This window comes from Streptomyces sp. NPDC001100, from assembly GCF_053598575.1.
Window position 1 is genome coordinate 86752 of the sequence record NZ_JBSFKO010000028.1, and the last position, 17030, is coordinate 103781.

General features: G+C 69.9%; 14 protein-coding genes. 2 read left to right on the forward strand and 12 right to left on the reverse strand.

Features of this window, described 5'->3' with window-relative positions:
* Positions 1 to 16: 16 nt before the first annotated feature.
* The 4 genes from ACWDEW_RS33280 to ACWDEW_RS33295 form a co-directional block, all read right to left on the reverse strand.
* Positions 17 to 400, reverse strand: a complete 384-nt coding sequence (locus ACWDEW_RS33280; protein ID WP_450517730.1) for a pirin family protein — start codon at positions 398 to 400, stop codon at positions 17 to 19.
* 112 nt (positions 401 to 512) lie between these two features.
* Entirely contained in the window at positions 513 to 1169 is a 657-nt protein-coding gene (locus ACWDEW_RS33285) for a response regulator transcription factor (protein ID WP_450517732.1), read from the reverse strand.
* Between the two features lie 32 nt (positions 1170 to 1201).
* Positions 1202 to 2959: a histidine kinase gene (locus ACWDEW_RS33290; RefSeq protein ID WP_450517734.1), complete on the reverse strand. Its 1758-nt coding sequence runs from the start codon at positions 2957 to 2959 to the stop codon at positions 1202 to 1204.
* A 122-nt stretch (positions 2960 to 3081) separates the two neighbouring features.
* Positions 3082 to 3627 carry a hypothetical protein gene (locus tag ACWDEW_RS33295; RefSeq protein ID WP_450517735.1) on the reverse strand — a complete coding sequence of 182 codons (546 nt, stop codon included), beginning with the start codon at positions 3625 to 3627 and terminating at the stop codon, positions 3082 to 3084.
* Between the two features lie 246 nt (positions 3628 to 3873).
* Between ACWDEW_RS33295 and ACWDEW_RS33300 the strand changes: the two genes are divergently transcribed.
* Together ACWDEW_RS33300 and ACWDEW_RS33305 are read left to right on the forward strand one after the other, a co-directional pair.
* Positions 3874 to 6510 carry an alpha-L-rhamnosidase-related protein gene (locus ACWDEW_RS33300; RefSeq protein ID WP_450517737.1) on the forward strand — a complete coding sequence of 879 codons (2637 nt, stop codon included), beginning with the start codon at positions 3874 to 3876 and terminating at the stop codon, positions 6508 to 6510.
* 203 nt (positions 6511 to 6713) lie between these two features.
* On the forward strand, positions 6714 to 7973 hold the full coding sequence (locus ACWDEW_RS33305; protein ID WP_450517739.1) for an MFS transporter: 1260 nt from the start codon (positions 6714 to 6716) through the stop codon (positions 7971 to 7973).
* Positions 7974 to 7980: 7 nt separating this feature from the next.
* Here the strand turns inward: ACWDEW_RS33305 and ACWDEW_RS33310 are convergent, their stop codons facing one another.
* From ACWDEW_RS33310 to ACWDEW_RS33345, 8 genes are all read right to left on the reverse strand, one after another.
* Positions 7981 to 9084: an acyltransferase family protein gene (locus ACWDEW_RS33310; protein WP_450517741.1), complete on the reverse strand. Its 1104-nt coding sequence runs from the start codon at positions 9082 to 9084 to the stop codon at positions 7981 to 7983.
* A gap of 200 nt (positions 9085 to 9284) precedes the next feature.
* A complete protein-coding gene (locus ACWDEW_RS33315) occupies positions 9285 to 9935 on the reverse strand; it encodes a ScbR family autoregulator-binding transcription factor (RefSeq protein ID WP_450517742.1) in 651 nt (216 codons plus the stop codon).
* Positions 9936 to 10190: 255 nt separating this feature from the next.
* Positions 10191 to 11045 carry a PaaX family transcriptional regulator gene (locus ACWDEW_RS33320; protein ID WP_450517743.1) on the reverse strand — a complete coding sequence of 285 codons (855 nt, stop codon included), beginning with the start codon at positions 11043 to 11045 and terminating at the stop codon, positions 10191 to 10193.
* Between the two features lie 12 nt (positions 11046 to 11057).
* Complete coding sequence (locus tag ACWDEW_RS33325) at positions 11058 to 11513, reverse strand: acyl-CoA thioesterase (RefSeq protein WP_450517745.1); 456 nt, start codon at positions 11511 to 11513, stop codon at positions 11058 to 11060.
* Positions 11510 to 13879: a bifunctional salicylyl-CoA 5-hydroxylase/oxidoreductase gene (locus ACWDEW_RS33330; RefSeq protein ID WP_450517747.1), complete on the reverse strand. Its 2370-nt coding sequence runs from the start codon at positions 13877 to 13879 to the stop codon at positions 11510 to 11512. Before ACWDEW_RS33330 ends, ACWDEW_RS33325 begins: the two co-directional genes overlap by 4 nt.
* Complete coding sequence (locus ACWDEW_RS33335) at positions 13876 to 15534, reverse strand: AMP-binding protein (RefSeq protein ID WP_450517748.1); 1659 nt, start codon at positions 15532 to 15534, stop codon at positions 13876 to 13878. The genes ACWDEW_RS33330 and ACWDEW_RS33335 overlap by 4 nt, the downstream gene beginning before the upstream one ends.
* Before the next feature lie 60 nt (positions 15535 to 15594).
* The gene (locus tag ACWDEW_RS33340) at positions 15595 to 16548 is read right to left on the reverse strand and encodes an acyl-CoA thioesterase (protein WP_450517750.1); all 954 of its coding nucleotides are present in this window, start codon (positions 16546 to 16548) and stop codon (positions 15595 to 15597) included.
* On the reverse strand, positions 16545 to 17030 hold the full coding sequence (locus ACWDEW_RS33345; protein WP_093623123.1) for a cupin domain-containing protein: 486 nt from the start codon (positions 17028 to 17030) through the stop codon (positions 16545 to 16547). The genes ACWDEW_RS33340 and ACWDEW_RS33345 overlap by 4 nt, the downstream gene beginning before the upstream one ends.

The window sequence follows — 17030 nt, forward strand, 5'->3', positions numbered from 1 at the left end:
CATGGGCCCCGGGGCGTCACAGTTCGAACGTGGCGTGCATCTCCCGGGCGAGGATCTCCGAGGGGCCGGTCGCGTCGACCCGGTGTCCACCCGTGGCGGTGAAACGCACGGCGTCGCCCTCGTCGAGCCTGCTGGTGCCCTCCAGTTCCACCGAGCCGCGGGCGACGAACAGGTGCAGATACGGCGCCTCGGGCAGGACCACCTGCTGCCCTGGCCGCAGTCGTGCCACGTGCAGAGCCGCGTGCCGGTTCCGGATGGCGCTCATGTCCTGGTGCCGGTCCCTGCCGGACGCCACCGTCACCAGCCCGCCCGAGAGCAACTCGCCGTCGATCTCCAGCTGTTCGTAGGCCAGAGCGAGGCGCCGACCAGGTCCCCGCGGTAGTTTCGGCTCGCCAGTCACTTGAGCATTGAATTCATTCAGGTAGCGCCGAAGACTTCGTCGGCCACACCTCGCGGCCCGGCCGTACCACGCCAAGGCCGGTGCCCCGGAGCTCTGCAAGGTGCTGGGCGCCTCAGCCGGGCTCCAGCCCCGCGTCCCGTGCCAGCAGCGCCGCCTGTACCCGGTTCTCGCAGCGCAGCTTGGTCAGGATCCGGCTGACGTACGTCTTCACCGTCGCCTCGCTCACATGGATCCGCTCGCCCGCGTCGGCGTTCGACAGGCCCTCACCGAGCAGCGCCAGCACCTCCAGTTCGCGGGTGCTCAGTGTCTCCAGACGCCGCCGAGCCTCCTCGCCGCGCGCCGCGGCCGGCCCCGAGGCGAGCGAGTCGACCACATGGCGGGTGGCGGCCGGCGACAGATACGCGTCCCCGGCCGCAGCCGCCCGCACCGCCTGGATCAGTTCGGCCGGCGCCGAGTCCTTCAGCAGGAACCCGGCGCCTCCCTGGCTCAGCGCACGCAGTACGTTCTCCCGCTCGCCGAACGTCGTCAGGATCAGCGGACGTACGGCCGGTGCCGCTCGCCGCAGTTCGGCCAGTGCGGACAGCCCGTCCAGTACGGGCATCTGGATGTCCAGCAGGGCCACGTCGACGGAGTGGGCGCGGACGAGGTCGACGGCCTCGCGGCCGTTGGCCGCCTCCGCCACCACGTCGATGTCGTCGGCGGAGGTGAGGATCATCCTGATGCCCGCCCGGATGAGCGGTTCGTCATCCGCGACGAGGACTCTGATCACAACTCTCCTGCGGGGACGTGCGGTGATGGCCGCTACTTGACCAAGTAGGCCTTTTTCTCGATCAGTTTGCCGTCCTTGAAGCAGAAGCGGTAGGCGGGCATCTTGTCCCCCTCGTTCGGCCAGTCCTCCGTCGACAGGTACGACGCGCACGTCGCTCCCCGCGGCACGGCGGGCGCCTGGTCGTCGTCGATGGCCCCGGCCAGGAACGACTTGCCGTGCGGCAACCTGTCCCGCACAGCCGTCTCGGTGTCCCCGACCCTCACGGAGTCGTAGACGGACGGCTGGATCATGATCTTGTCGGACTCCTTCTCCACCAGGTTGACGATCAGTACGACGGCCAGCACCCCGAGAACCAGGAAGATCACTGCCGCGGCACTGCACCCGATCACGAAGCCTTTCCCCTTGCGTCCCATGGCGATGTCGAACTCCTTCTGCCTGTCCGGCGCACCGGACCAGTCGATGTCCGCACCACCGTCGCCGGGCACCACCCCTTCGCTCTGCCCCCGGAAGTCGTTCGACCCGTCGACGAACGTCGTTCCCTTCCGCACGGGGTCCGCTCGCCGCGGGTCCCCGCCAGGCGCACGCGGCGGGGAACCGTACGGCAGAACGCCCGCGACCCGGAACCCGCCCTCGGACGTGGAGCCCGTATGCACCATGCCGCCGACCAGCCGGGCCCGCTCCTGAAGTCCCGTGAGGCCCTGACCGCCGCTGATCACCGGGTGCCGTCCGCCGCCGGTCGTCACGGGTGTCGGACCGTTGGCCACCTCGACCACCAGGGCGTCCGGCTCGTACCGCAGCTCGACGGCGACCGAGGCCCCCGGCGCGTGCTTCAGGGCATTGGTCAGCGCCTCCTGCACGATCCGGTACGCCGCGTGATCGGCGGCGGGGGGCAGCGGCCTTGCCTCACCGGCCCGCCGCAGCTCGACGGCCGAGTGCGCACCCCGCGAGGCCGCCACCAGGCCGGCTATCCCCGCGACGCCCCGGGCCGATGGCTCCGGGTCGGGCTCCTGTTCCCGGGCCCGGTCCGGTGTGCCGTCGTGCAGGATGCCGACGGCCTCGCGGAGCTCGTGCATCGCGGCCACGGACGCCTCCCGCAGGACGCCGACCACCTCCCGCTGTCCGTCCGTCAGGTTCCGGTCCACCTCCAGGGCACCCGTGTGGACGGCGATCAGCGCCAGTTGGTGGCCGAGGCTGTCGTGCATGTCCTGCGCGATGCGCTGCCGCTCGCGCAGCCGGGCGTGGGAGGCGATGATCTCGCGCTCGCGCAGCAGCTGGGCGTTGTGCTCGTGCAACGCATGGACCAGCCTGCGCCGCTGGGCGCGGTATCGACTGGTGAGACCGGGCAGGACCGTCGTCGCCAGGAACGCGAGCGAGGTGAACACCAGTGACTGCGCCGCGAACACGTTGAAGGGCGCTCGGCTGACGGACAGCCCCGTGAACAGGACGAAGGTGGTTGCGAACAGGGCGAGCGCCCGCCGCGGTGCCTCGATCCGCGCCCCCGCCGACCAGCTCGCGGCCATCAGCACGACCCCGAAAGTGCCGAGCGCACCGGCGATCGCACCGGTGAGAACCAGCACGGTCGCCGGGAAGGGCCGCCGCAGCAGCGAGAGCACCGCGGCGGTCACGGCCGCGGCGATCATCAGCGGCAGGCCCCTGTCGGCGAAACTCAGCATCGCGAACAGGCCCAGTAGGACGGCCAGCACCGTCTCGCCGACGATCTGCCGCCGGGACCACAGATGTGCCGCCCCCAACTGCTTCCGGACCTCGCGCGCCTTCGTCTTCACGTCCACGCGCCAACGGTAGACATCAACACCCGCGCGCACAGCCACCGTTCGTCGCTGCCACGAGCGACCAAAGTCGTACGGCGGCCCGAGGGGTCGGCGGGATCGGGCGTGTGGCGGCCACGAGTCGGTCAGCCGTTGCCGCCGAAGGACTTGACCTGGCATTCGACCTTGTACTTGTCGAAGTCGGGCAGGTTCATGCTGTCACCGCCGGCCGGTCCCCAATTCCCGTCGGAGACCACGCTCTTGATCCCGTGACTGTTCATGCACTTGACCATGGCGCGCACGCCGTCGCCGTAGCGGGGATTCTTCGCCGGGTCCATCTCCACCGGCTGGAGTGGGTATGTCGACTCGCATGCCTTGAGTGCCGGGCTGTCGGCGACGGGTTTGCTGCCGGCGGGCACCCCATGTCGGTGGAGGCAGCCCGTCCAGGCGTCCCAGAGCCTGTTGGTGTCCTGCGGGTTGTCGTCGAGACGGATCCGCACGTGACCGGCGTTCGGGTCCGCAGTCCTTCCGGCGGTGGTGGAAGGAGTGGCGAGGGAGGCGACGCCTTCGTCGCGGGTGCCCTTCCCGCCGTCGCCGCAGGAGGCGACCAGGAGGAGGGCCGTGCCGGACGCGAGGACCGTCAGCACGGGACCGGTGACGCCGTGGCGCCGAGGAACGGTGAAGGAGGACATGGCATCAACATCCCGGCCAGATATGAGGATCCTGTCAGCGACCGGTCAGCATTCTGTCTGCGCGAGAGCGATCCGGTGGCGGCCGGAAGCGGGCCCCGGACGACTCCACCGACACCTGCCGACCCCACTGTCGACGCCTCGAACAACTTCTGTCCCAACGCTGTACGCGCATCCGGTGTTCGAGATAGCGTCACCACGCAGCTGCCCAGTGAAACGATTCAATCCACTGCCGCACAAGGGGACAGCATGGCGCTGAACAGCACACCGAACGAAGGCATTTCCCGTCGCGCAGCTCTGGCCGCAGCCGGCACCGTCGGACTCACCGCGGTGTCCCTCTCGACCGGGCTTCCCACGGCGGAGGCGCTCCCGGCCGCCGAAGCCTCAGCTTCACCCACCGGCAGCGTGCCGCGCCGCGCCGGCGGCTGGCATCGCTACGTCCAGGGGCCGTCCTCGCGCACCGTCCGGCCGGTGCGGATCGTCGCGTCGACCGGAGACGTGAAGAACCCCAATGCGCTTCTCAAGCCGGGCGGTTCCAGATCGGTCCTGCGGCGCCCGCAGCCCGCGGCGGCCCCCGCCTGGCCCGCCGGCACCACGGCCGAGGCCTCCTCGGCACACGCCGGCAACAACGGCAACGACGGTCAGCCGCGCACCTACGACGCCTCCAACGCGATCGACGGAAACCCCGACACCTTCTGGAACGACGACACCCTCGGGGTGTTCCCCGACGTCCTCACCATTGTCGCGCCGCAGGTCACGACCCTGCAGGGCATCACGGTGATCTCCAACAGCGACGGCGTACCGACCGACTACACCGTCGACGTCTGGCGCGACGGCGACTGGCACACCGCCGCGACGGTCGCGGGCGACGACGCGGTGCAGAGGGCCGTTCCGTTCACGGAGCCGGTCGGCACCGACCGCGTGCGCATCACCGTGACCCACGCACAGGACACCTCGCACGGCAACTTCACCCGGATCAACGAGGTCTGGCCCGCGCCGGTCGAGCCGATCCCCGTGCCCAGCGTCACGGTGGACTTCGGCAAGGTCGTGGTCGGATATCCGCAGATCAGGTTCACCTCCGCCTCCACCAACTCCCCGGGTGTGCGCGTCGCGTTCTCCGAGACCCGCCAATTCCTCACCGACCGCTCGGACTTCACCCGCTCCGACCAGGCGGGCGGCGCCGGACAGGGCACGGACCAGTTCGCCGTACCCGCGAAGGGCGCCAACTGGACCGACCGCAAAGGTTTCCAGGCCGGCGACAAGGTCTTCGCGGACGGACTCCACGGATTCCGCTACCTCAAGATCAGCCTCGACGCGCTCGTCTCCGACAGCCCCGCCGCGCAGCCCTGGGGGACGGTGGAAATCGACTCCGTGGCCCTCCAGTTCACCGCGTACGTGGGCACACCGAGCACCTACCGCGGCTGGTTCCTGTGCTCCGACGACGAGTTGAATCGTTACTGGTACGGCGCCGCATACACCAACGAACTGGTCACCGACACCTTCCGTCAGGACGACGTCGACCCGCGCAACGCCTGGAGTGCCACGCTGGAGGGGAAGCCGGTCCTCCAGGACGGCGCCAAGCGCGACCGCGACCCGTACGTCGGCGACCTCGCCGTCTCGGCGCGCACCCTCTACCTCACCCACGACGACGCGGCGGCCGCGGCCCGCAACGTCCTGGCCGACCTCGCCGACCACCAGCGCGCCGACGGCTGGATACCGCCCGCCTCCATCGGCAACTACACCCTGCCCCTCTTCGACTATCCGCTGTACTGGGTCACCTGCAGCTGGGACTACGTTCTCTACACCGGGGACCGCCAGTACGCGACGCGCTACTACCCCACGCTCCTGAAGGTCCTGGACACCTGGTACCCCAGCGTCACGGACGACGCGGGTCTGCTCAGCAAGGGCCTCAACGGGACCGGCGGTTACGGCGACTACGCGTTCCTCGGCCGCACCGGCCGCGTCACCTACTACAACGCGCTCTACGTCCAAGCGCTGCAGAACGCCGCCCAGTTGGCGCGGCTGCTGGGGCAGACGGCCGACGCCACCCGGTGGAGCGAGCGCGCGGACAAGGTCGCGCGGGCCGTCAACTCGCTGCTGTGGGACGCGGACGCGGGCGCCTACCTGGACTCGTCGACCGGTGCGGTGCGCCACGCACAGGACGGCAACTCCCTCGCCGTCGTCACCGGTATCGCCGACGCGGACCGCGCCGCCTCCGCGCTCGCCCATCTCGACGCGACGACGCAACGGCCGTACGGCAACGCCTTCATGGACAACGACACGCTCTTCGACCAGGCCTCCCAGCGGGTCTACGCCTTCACCTCCTACCCGGAGATCGAGGCCCGCTTCCTGACCGGTCAGGTCGACTCGGCGCTCGACCAGATCCGCCGGATGTACGGCTGGATGGACAAGAACGACCCCGGCATCACCAACTGGGAGGGCATCGGCCCGAACGGGTCCCTGTACGAGGACGCGTACACCAGCATGGCGCACGGCTGGTCCACCGGAGTCCTGCCCGCGCTCACCAACAACCTCCTCGGCGCCCGGCCGACCTCGCCCGGCTACGCCACCTGGGAAGTGCGCCCGCAGCCCGGCCGTGTCTCCTGGGCGACGGGTCAACTCCCCACGCCTCAAGGACCGTTGGGCGTCGAGTGGGAGAACGGCGCGCGTGTCTTCCGGCTCACCGTCCGCGTACCCAAGCACACCCAGGGCTCGGTCACCCTGCCCGGCGACGCGCGCGGGCTACGGGTGTCCGTCGGGCGACGGACGCTCTGGGACGGCGGGCGCGCGTCGACCCGCGACGTGAGCGTGGCCGACGGCACGGTCACCGTGTCGGGCCTCGGCCCGGGCGAGCACGGTTTCGTGAGCGAACAGCGCGGCAACTGACACTGTTCCGCGCCCCGTCGGCGCGGCACCTGGGCGAGCTGCTCCGGGACGGACCAACCGCCGTCTGACTCGGGGCGGTTCGCCGTGAAATGGGCGAACCAAACGTTCCCTTTGGCTAATTGTGGCGGGTGTTTTGCCGGTCCTCGCATTGCCCGTCCCAGCACCCCGACCTAGCCTGACCTGCGGACCAAGGGAGGGCTGGCATGCTGCGGACCGTCCGGGAACAGGCAGCGGGTCTCACCAAGGATCAGCGCAACGCCTTCGTCGCCGCCTACCTGGGCTGGGCGATGGACGCCTTCGACTACTTCCTCGTCGTCCTCGTCTACAGCGAGATCGCCGACGACTTCAATGTCTCCCTCACGGACATGGCCTTCCTCACCACGGCCACCCTGGTGATGCGGCCGGTCGGCGCGCTGCTCTTCGGCCTGTGGGCGGACCGCAAGGGCCGCCGCACTCCGCTCATGGTCGACGTGGTCTTCTACTCCCTCGTCGGATTCGCCTGCGCCTTCGCGCCGAACTACGCCGTGCTGCTGGTGCTTCGCCTGCTGTACGGCATCGGAATGGGCGGCGAATGGGGCCTGGGCGCCGCGCTCGCCATGGAGAAGATCCCCGCCGACCGGCGCGGCTTCTGGTCGGGCCTGCTGCAGAGCGGCTACTCGCTGGGCTATCTGCTCGCCGCCGTCGCGTTCTTCGGTATCGAACCCTCCTTCGGCTGGCGCGGGCTGTTCGCCTTCAGTCTCGTCCCCGCCCTGGTCGCACTGTGGGTGCGCACCCGGGTGGAGGAGAGCGAGGTGTGGGAGAAGAGCGTCCGGCTCAACCGCACGCCCGCCTACCAGGTGTTCAAGAACCCGGCGGTCCTGCGGCGCTTCGTCTACCTGGTCGCGCTGATGACCGCCTTCAACTGGATGTCGCACGGCACCCAGGACATTTACCCCACCTTCGTCAAGAAGGGGCTGGGCCTGTCCCCGGACACCGCGATCGCCATCGCCGTCGTCTACAACATCGGCGCCATCATCGGCGGCATGGTGCTCGGCGCCTACTCCGAGCGGCTGGGACGCCGTCGCACGATCATGATCGCGGCAGCCGCCGGCCTGGTCGTGGTGCCCTTCTTCGTCCTGTCCACCGCCGTGGGCTGGCTGATGTTCTCCTCCTTCCTGATGCAACTGTGCGTCCAGGGCGCCTGGGGCGTCATCCCCGCCCACCTGACCGAGATGAGCCCGGACACGATCCGCGGCTTCTACCCCGGCGTCACCTACCAGCTCGGCAACCTCATCGCCGCCCTCAACCTGCCGATCCAGGAAGCCCTCGCCGAGCGGCACGGCTATCCGGCGGCGATGGCGTGGACGGTGACACCTGCCCTGACCCTGGTGATCGTGCTGAGCGCCGTGGGCCGGGAGGCCAAGGGCATACGGTTCGGCGGCACGGGGGCGCAGGTGCAGAGCGCCGCGGTGGCCGACACCTGAGGGCCCCTCAAAGCGCCGGTGAGCGTCCTGGGACGACGACCGGTTCCAGCCGCCGTACGCGGAACCGGTCGCGGCGCAGCAGGGGCCGCTCGACGAGGGCGTACGAGGCGAGAGCCGCGGCGAGCGTCGCCGCGAGGCCGGCCGGGAGCAACGGGTCGCCGCGCACACCGAGGTCGTGCAGCAACCGGATCACGGGGTAGTGCCACAGGTACATCCCGTAGCTCAGGTTGCGTCCGATCCACACCGGCGCGGACAGCGAGAGCAGACGGGTGGGCCACGCCTCGGGACACAGGTCGAGCGCGGCCACCACGCAGGCCGTCAGCACGGCGGCGACCAGGAATCCCACCGTGTACCAGACCGGGTTCCATCCGCTGACCTCGGTGATCGGGATCTGCCAGGCGATCAGCCCCAGCAGCACGAGCGCGGGCCGGCACAGCCGTCGCGCCCAGCGGCGCAGCAGCGCCAGCCGGGGGTCGTCGGCCCGCAGCCGGGCCAGCACGAGGGCCAGCAGGGCGCCGACGAGGAGCTGGTCGGCGCGGGTGTCGGGGCCGTTGTAGATGCGGTGTGCCGCCGAGGGATCCCACAGCACGCTCCGCCAGAGCACCGGCAGCACGCACAGCACCGCGACCCAGCCCAGCACGGCGCGCGCCCTCGCGTGCCGGAGCAGCACCAGCAGGAGGAGCGGCCAGGCCAGATAGAACTGCTCCTCCACCCCCAGCGACCAGGTGTGGCTGAGCGGCGCGGTGAGGTCGGAGTACGTCCCGGCGCTCCCGGCCCGTACGAGGTTGACGACCGAGCCCGCGGCCAGCACCGCAGCCATCCATGCCCCTTGGAACAGCGGCAGAGCGAACGCCACGGACAGGACGGCGGTCACCGCGCACATCACCAGCAGGGCCGGCATCAGCCGCAGCCAGCGCCGGCGGTAGAACGACCACAGTCCGATACGACCGCTACGGGCGTACTCGGTGACCAGCAGCCGGGTGATGACGAACCCGCTGATGGTGAAGAACACGTCCACGCCCACCGAACCACCGGGCACCAGCTCCGGTTCCACGTGGTAGACGATCACCAGCACCACGGCGACCGTCCGCAATCCGTCCAGCCCCGCCACCCGCCCACCACCGCGCAGCGCGGACGCAAAACCCTGTCCCGCGTCTCTTACGTCAGGGCTCTGTCCGGTGGCCTCGTCTACCGCGCTTCGTTGGAGGGTGCTCATAACGGCGGCGTCTGCCCAACCGGAGCGGGATCACACAAATTCTCATGTTCCTCATGGAGCGGCGGCACGATTCGGCCGCTGTCACCCGTCGGGAGTCAGGAGGGGCCGTTCTGTATCTCGGCGTGAACGGCGAGGGCGCGTAGCGGGGTGAGGTCGAGGGAGGTGAGGACGGAGGAGTGCACGACCGAGGGAAGGGTGTGGCGCAGGAGCGCGGAGGTGGCATGGGGGAGGTTCTGGTAGGCGGTGGTCGCCTGGGACATCGCCTGGATGCCGGCGAAGGCGCCGACGAGGACCTCGGCCGTCTCGGCCGGGTTGACGTGGGGGAGGAGTTCGCCCTGGTTGCGGGCTTTGTCGAGGAGGTCGGTGACGAGGGTGGTCCAGTGGTGGAACGGGCCGGTGCGGTCGACGCCGTCGGCACGCTGGTCGAGCGCGAGCCGGGCGCCGGCCCGGACCATGGGGTCGGTCTGCAGGTGGTACGCGTGGAGCATGGCCGTGTCGACGAGTTCCTGTGTCTTGCACGGGCGGTCGGGTACGGCGAGGTTGTCGTTCTGTCCGGCCAGGACGCCTTCGGCGAGCTGTTCCTTCGACTTGAAGTGGAAGTACAGGGCGCCCTTGGTGACGTTGGCGGTGGTGAGGATCTCGCTGATGGTCGCCGCTTGGTAGCCGCGCTCCTCGAAGACGCTGGCCGCGGCGACAAGGATGGTACGGCGGGTACGGATCGCCCGGTCCTGTTTGGGTCCTGGCATGGGCCGGCGCCTTTCGTTGCGGGAGAGCTGCGCTGTTCAACTCGTTAAAAATACCGTCCAGTTCGTATAGTCTACGGCGCTTCGTCACTCGTTGAAGGGCCCATTGCGGGTCGTTTGACGGGTGAATCCTCGTTACCCGGTGTGTGGCAGCTTATTTTACGGACCGGTCATGCCGTTTTTTCGAACCCTGTTCGGCCGGCCGGTCGCCATGAGAGGCGCGCTGCCAAGTCAGTTGCCGTCCCGCATGTCGGCAGATCACGAACTCTCGGTCAGCAGCCCTCTGGCGAAATCGTGGGCCGGATCCGCCAGGGTGCTCCGGAGCGCGGCGAAGAGGTCCGCGGCCGTCGTGCCCGACCAGGTGGCGGGGAGCAGGGTGTCGGGCAGGCCCGGGTCGAGGTAGGGCAGCCGGCGCCAGGCCGTCAGGACGTGGACGTAGTCGATGAACGCCTCCTGGTCGGACAGCGCGCCCCTGCCGACGCCGGCCCAACGCCCGGCCATCGGTGTGAACTCCGCGACGAAATCGTCGTAGAGCTTCTGCAGTGCCTCCAAGTCCCACCAGCGGCCCACCTGTTCGGCGGGGTCGCCGAAGGCCACGTAGTCGGCGCGGAAGAGGTCGACGTACTGGTTCAGGCCGTGTCGCAGGAGGTGGTCGCGGGTGTCGTCGAGGGCGTGGGCGGGGGCGATCCAGACCCCGGAGGAGACCGTGCCGAAGCCCAACCACGCCAGCCGGGACCGGAGTTGGTGACGGTGTTGCCGTTCGCTCTCCGGTACCGAGAAGACGGCGATGACCCAGCCGTCGTCGGTGGCGGAGTGGCGCTCGAAGATACGGCGGTCACCGGTCTCCAGGACGGAGCGGGCGTACGGCGAGAGCGCGTAGCCCGCTCGGCCGTCCCGGCGCTCGGCCACCAGGATCTCGCGGCGCTTCAGCCGGAAGATGGAGGAACGGACCGCCTGGGCGTCGACGTCCAGCTCGGCGAGGAGCCGGATCAGCGCGCTCACGCTGATCCAGCCGCCGACCTCGCGCGCGTAGAGGCCGTACACCGTCACGATCAGGGATCGCGGCGGTGCGGGCTGGCCCGGGCTGTCGTCAACGAGATCGCTTGCCGTCATGATCGGATTATTTTAGTGCGCCGTACGGGCGTCCGGTTCGGCCAGGTCGGCCGCCGTGCCCGTCCCGCCCAGCGCCGCACGCCAGGCGGCGGGCCACGGTGCGCTGCCGCCCGTCTCCTTGTCCGGGACGTGCACGGTGACGTAGCTGCCCCGGGCCGCGCGACGGCGCGACCCGTCCCCGGAGGCGCCGCGCCACACCTCGAAGCGGAAGGTCATCGAAGACCGGCCCAGGCGGGTCAGCTCGACCCGCGTCTCGACCTCCTCGCCGAACCGGATCGACGCTTCGAACTCCACCTCGTAGCGCACCCGTGGAGCCACCGGGAAGTACCCCGGGATGTCGTACGCCCGCATCAGCTCGGCCTCCGCCGCCTCGGCGAACCGGACGACGGTGGTGTTGTGGTAGATCCCGGCCGCGTCGGTGTCGATCCACTCCACGCGGGTGCTGTGGACGGCGTGGGGGCCGCTCATCCCGCCGCCCTGCCCGGGGTCCAGCGCAGGTGCACGGCGTCCCGCGGGGTCTCGCGCAGCAGCGCGAGGCGCGGACGTACCGCGTCGGTCCGTGAGGTGGGCGGCTTGCGGCGGCCGGCCGCGAACTGCGCCGGCCAGTCGGCTCCCGGGCCGCGGTACTCCTGCTCGGCGGCGGCCTGCAGCGTCCACTGCGGGTTGTACAGGTGTGTGCGGCCCAGCGCGCACAGGTCGGCGCGCCCGGCGAGCAGGATCGAGTTGACGTCGTCGTACGACGAGATCGCTCCTACGGCGATCACGGCCGCGCCCGCCGGAGCGGCCACCTCGTGCCGGATCCGGTCGGCGAACGGGGTCTGGTACGAGCGGCCGTACGCCGGCTTCTCGTCCTTGGTGACCTGACCGGACGACACGTCGACGGCCGCCGCGCCATGCGCCACGAAGGCGCGCGCGATCTCGACCGCGTCGTGCTCGGTGTTCCCGTCCGGGACCCAGTCGGTGGCGGAGATCCGTACCGTCACCGGGCGGTCGGCGGGGAAGGCGGACCGAACGGCGTCGAAGACCTCCAGCGGGAAGCGCAGCCGGTTCGTCAGGTCGCCGCCGTACTCGTCGGTGCGGCGGTTGGAGGTGGGGGAGAGGAAAGAGGAGAGCAGGTAGCCGTGGGCCGCGTGCACCTCCAGCAGGTCGAAGCCCGCGTCGGCGCCGCGCCGGGCGGCGGACACGAAGTCGGCCACGACCGCGTCCATGTCGGCCCGCGTCATCTCACGCGGCTGGTGGCAGCCCGTGCCGTAGGGCAGCGCGGACGGGCCCATGACCTGCCAGTTGCCCTCGGGCAGAGGCTCGTCAATGCCCTCCCACATGATCCGAGTCGAGCCCTTGCGGCCCGAATGCCCGAGCTGCAGGCCGATCTTCGCCGTGCTGCGGTCGTGGACGAAGGAGGTGACCCGCGTCCACGCCTCGCGCTGGGTGTCGTTCCACAGGCCCGTGCAGCCGGGGGTGATACGGCCCTCGGGGGAGACGCAGACCATCTCGGTCATCACCAGGCCCGCGCCGCCGAGCGCCTTCGAGCCGAGGTGCACGACGTGGAAGTCGTCCGGTACTCCGTCGACGGCGGAGTACATGTCCATCGGCGAGACCACGATCCGGTTCTTCAGCTCCAGGCCGCCGATGCTGAACGGCTGGAACATCGCCGGGGCGGACTCGGCCGCGCCCTGGGCCTCGGCGAAGCCGCGCTCGATCAGGTCGGCGAAGCCCGGGTCGCGGTCCTTGAGGTTGTCGAAGGTGATCCGGCGCGAACGGGTCAGCAGGTTGAAGCAGAACTGCGCGGGATCCTGGTCGGCGTAGCGGCCGATGTTCTCGAACCACTCGAGGGAAGCCTGCGCGGCGCGCTGGGTGGACTCCACCACCGGACGGCGCTCGGTCTCGTACGCCGTCAACGCCTCGTCCACGGTGGGGTGTTCGTGCAGACACGCGGCGAGCGCGAGGGCGTCCTCCATGGCCAGCTTGGTGCCGGAGCCGATCGAGAAGTGCGCGGTGTGGGCGGCGTCGCCGAGCAGGACCACGTTGTGGTGGTGCCAGCGCTCGTTGCGGACCGTCGTGAAGTTGAGCCAACGGGAGTTGTTCGTAAGGAGGTTGTGGCCGGCGAGTTCGGCGGCGAAGATCTCGCGGATCCGGGCGACGGACTCCTCGTCGCTGACGCCGGGCGGGAACTGCGTGCCCTCCGTCGAGTCGAGGCCCGCCCTGCGCCACACGTCCTGGGCCATCTCGACGATGAAGGTCGAACCGCCGTCGGAGAAGGGGTAGCCGTGGATCTGCATGGTCCCGAACTCGGTCTGCTTGACCAGGAATTGGAAGGCCTCGAAGACCCGGTCGGTGCCCAGCCACATGTACTTGTTGGTCCGCCGGTCGAGCGAGGGGACGAAGGCGTCGGCGTATTTGGTGCGCACTGCCGAGTTGATGCCGTCGGCCGCGACCACGAGGTCGTAGGACAGGCGCAGTTCGTCGACGTCCGGGGCCAGGGTGCGGTAGTGGACCGTGACGCCGAGTTCGGCGGCCCGTTCCTGGAGGATGTGCAGCAGGTCCTTGCGGGCCATCGCCGCGAAACCCTGGCCGCCGACCGTGAAGGGGTGGCCGTCGAACTCGATGTCGATGTCGGTCCAGCGGGCGAACCGGCTCTCCATCGCGTCGTGGACGACGGTGTCCGCGTTCTCGATGCCGCCGAGGGTCTCGTCGGAGAAGACCACGCCGAAGCCGAAGGTGTCGTCGGGCGCGTTGCGCTCCCAGACGGTGATGTCATGGCCGGGGTCGAGCTGCTTCATGAGTGCGGCGAGGTACAGTCCGCCCGGCCCGCCGCCCACGATGGCGATCCTCATGCCTGGTTCTCCTTCTCGACGATCTGACGCAGCAGGAAGTGCTGAAGCTTTCCGCTGGTGTTGCGGGGCAGGGAGTCGCAGAAGCGCACCGCGCGGGGGTACTTGTACGGCGCCAGCTGTGCCTTGACGTGGTTCTGGATGTCCTTGACCTTGGCGTCGTCGCCCACGACCCCCTCGGTCAGGACGACGAACGCGCAGACGACGGAGCCGCGTTCGGGATCGGGCTTGGCGACCACGGCCGACTCGACGACGTCCGGGTGGGTGTTGATCGCGGACTCGACCTCGGGACCGCCGATGTTGTACCCGGAGGAGACGATCATGTTGTCCGTGCGGGTGCGGTAGTAGAAGTAGCCGTCCTCGTCGCGGACGAAGGTGTCGCCCGTGACGTTCCAGCCGTTGACGACGTAGTTCTCCTGACGCGGGTCGTCGAGATAGCGGCAGCCGACGGGGCCGATCACGGCCAGCCGCCCCTCGACACCCGGGCCGACCTCCTCGCCGTCGAGGTCGAGGACGGTCGCGCGATAACCGGGGACGGGTTTGCCCGTCGCCCCGGGCCGGATGTCGTCACCGGCGGCGGAGATGAAGATGTGGATCATCTCGGTGGCGCCGATGCCGTCGATGACCTTGATCCCGGTCTCCTCGTGGAGCTGCTGCCACACCTCTTCCGGTATGTGCTCCCCGGCACTGACCGCGGCGCGCAGACCGTGCAGCCGGTCCGCCTTCCCGGCCTTGAGGATCTGCCGGTACGCCGTCGGCGCGGTCGCCAGCACGGTGCCCCCCGCCTCGGCGACCAGCTCTGCCAGCGGCTCCGGCGCGACCGCCTCCGTCAGCAGCGCGCACGCACCAGCCCGCAGGGCGCAGACGACCAGGATGCCGAGCCCGAAGGTGAAGGCGAGCGGCGCCGTGCACGACACGAGGTCGTCGGACCGTAGCCGCAGGGTGTGGCGTCCGAAGGTGTTGTCGATCGACAGGATGTCGCGGTGGAAGTGCGTGGTGATCTTCGGTACGCCGGTGCTGCCCGAGGTGGGTCCGAAGAGGGCGACATCGTCGGCGGCCGTGTCGACGGCCGTGAACTCCCCTGATTTCGAGGTAACTTGGCGTGTCAGGTCGTCGGGCGTGTCGCCGCCGAACGCCACGATCCTGATGTCCGGCAGGACCGCGTCGCGTACGGCCTCCACGTCCGCCGTGAATCGGTGGTCCACGAGGGCGACGGCCGGGCGGGTCTTCTCCACGACCGGGGTGAGTTCACGGGCCCGCAGTGCCGCCATGGTGGTGACGACGATGCCGCCGGCCTTGAGGACGGCGAGCCAACACGCCACGATCCAGGGGTTGTTGGGGGCGCGCAGCAGTACCCGGTTGCCGGGGACCAGGCCGAGGTCCTCGGTGAGGACGTGGGCGATCTGGTTGGTGCGGCGCAGGAGTTCGCCGTAGGTCCACACCTCGCCGTCCGGTGTGCGCAGGGCCGGGCGGTCGGCGCCGAAGGCGGCGGTGGGTACGTCGATCAGTTCGGTGCCGGCGTTGAGGCGTCCGGGGTACTGGAGGTCGTCGGTGGTGAACTCCAGGACCGGCCACTGGGCGCGTGGCGGAAGGTGGTCGCGGGCGAAGGTGTCCGGATAGGCGGAGGGCGAGAGAGCCAACGGGTCCAGCTGGTCCATCGGGAGGTTCCTTTCCGCGGGCCGGGGCGGGCCGTGCAGGGATCAGGAGCTGCGCGGGAATCAAGAGCTGCGGATCAGGCCTTCCTGGGCGACGGTGGCCAGGTGGGTACCGGAGGCGGTGAAGAAGCGGCCGACCGCGAGGCCGCGACCGGAGTCGGCGGCGACGGCCTCCTGGGCGTAGAGGAGCCATTCGTCCAAGGGGCCCGGGCGGTGGAACCACATCGAGTGGTCGAGGCTGGCGGTGACGACTCCCGGCTGCGCCCAGGACAGGTCGAGCATGCGCAGGACGGGTTCGAGGATCGTGTAGTCGCAGACGTAGGCGAGCGCGGCGAGGTCGCGCTGCTCGTCGGTGAGGCCGTCGACGGGGCGCAGTGCGTCGAACGGCCTGACCCACACGGCCTGTTGGGGAACGCGTTCACCCTCGACCGTGAGGTACACGGGTCCGGGCACGTGCCGCATGTCGAAGCTGCGCCCGCCGCTCCAGTACTCCTCGGAGGTATCCGTCATCGTGCCCCGGGGAGCGGTGGTGTCGCGCAAGTACGTTGCCGAGCTGGGCAGTTCGGTGGGATCCGGGACGCCGGCCGGGGGCTCGGCGGCGAAGGTGGCACCGGGCTCGCCCGCGGCGAAGTTGGCGAGGCAGGTGTAGACGGGTTTGCCGTTCTGGAAGCCGCGGACCTGCCGGGTGGCGTAGCCGCGGCCGTCGCGCAGCAGTTCCACCTCGTAGCGGACCTCGGCGCCGATGTCGACCGGCCGCAGGAAGTAGGAGTGCATCGAGTGGAGCGTCTTGCCCTCGACCGAGCGCATCGCGGCTGCGGCGGCCTGGGCCACCATGTCGCCGCCGTAGGCCTTGGGCCAGGGGCAGGGCTGGGTGGTCGCGGTGAAGGCGAGGTCGAAGTGCTCGGGCTCGGCGGGGGTCAGGGCGAGCGCGGCGGTGAAGACCGCCGAGGTCGGGACGGACCGGATGTCGGTGCGGGTGCTCCGGGAGTCGGCGCCGGTGCTCGGGAAGTCGTTCACGGCCGGTCCAGCCAGTCGCGCAGGTCGGCGTCCGCCACCTGTTCCAGGTTGACCACGATGTTCTCCGGGGTGCGGGTCGTCATCCAGGTGAGGGGGTTGTTGCGGTCGAGATTGCACTCGACGTGCGGCATGAACGGCGGGACGAAGACCCAGTCGCCCTCCGAGAGGTCGAGGTAGTCCTCGAAGCGTTCGCCGAAATAGATCCGGGCCCGGCCCGAGAGGACATAGCCGCCGGTCTCCGCCTCGCCGTGGTGATGAGGCACCGAGCGGTAGCCCGACTCGTTGCTCACCTTCCCGAACCACAGCTTGGTGGCCGGTGTGTGCTGGACGGAGACACCGGAGATTCGGGTGGCGCCGGATGACTGGCCGGTGTCACCGACCTCCAGGCCCGCGCGGGTCACGACCGGTACGACCAGGCCGGACTCGTTGGCGTACAAGGAGTTGTCGCCCTCTAGGACGTACTTGGAGAAATCGGGTTCCAT

Bases quoted from the DNA above. Each gene is read 5' to 3' on its own strand.
- ACWDEW_RS33295 (WP_450517735.1), bottom strand. From the start codon at position 3,627: ATGTCCTCCTTCACCGTTCCTCGGCGCCACGGCGTCACCGGTCCCGTG.
- ACWDEW_RS33300 (WP_450517737.1), top strand. From the start codon at position 3,874: ATGGCGCTGAACAGCACACCGAACGAAGGCATTTCCCGTCGCGCAGCT.
- ACWDEW_RS33305 (WP_450517739.1), top strand. From the start codon at position 6,714: ATGCTGCGGACCGTCCGGGAACAGGCAGCGGGTCTCACCAAGGATCAG.
- ACWDEW_RS33315 (WP_450517742.1), bottom strand. From the start codon at position 9,935: ATGCCAGGACCCAAACAGGACCGGGCGATCCGTACCCGCCGTACCATC.
- ACWDEW_RS33320 (WP_450517743.1), bottom strand. From the start codon at position 11,045: ATGACGGCAAGCGATCTCGTTGACGACAGCCCGGGCCAGCCCGCACCG.
- ACWDEW_RS33325 (WP_450517745.1), bottom strand. From the start codon at position 11,513: ATGAGCGGCCCCCACGCCGTCCACAGCACCCGCGTGGAGTGGATCGAC.
- ACWDEW_RS33330 (WP_450517747.1), bottom strand. From the start codon at position 13,879: ATGAGGATCGCCATCGTGGGCGGCGGGCCGGGCGGACTGTACCTCGCC.
- ACWDEW_RS33335 (WP_450517748.1), bottom strand. From the start codon at position 15,534: ATGGACCAGCTGGACCCGTTGGCTCTCTCGCCCTCCGCCTATCCGGAC.
- ACWDEW_RS33345 (WP_093623123.1), bottom strand. From the start codon at position 17,030: ATGGAACCCGATTTCTCCAAGTACGTCCTAGAGGGCGACAACTCCTTG.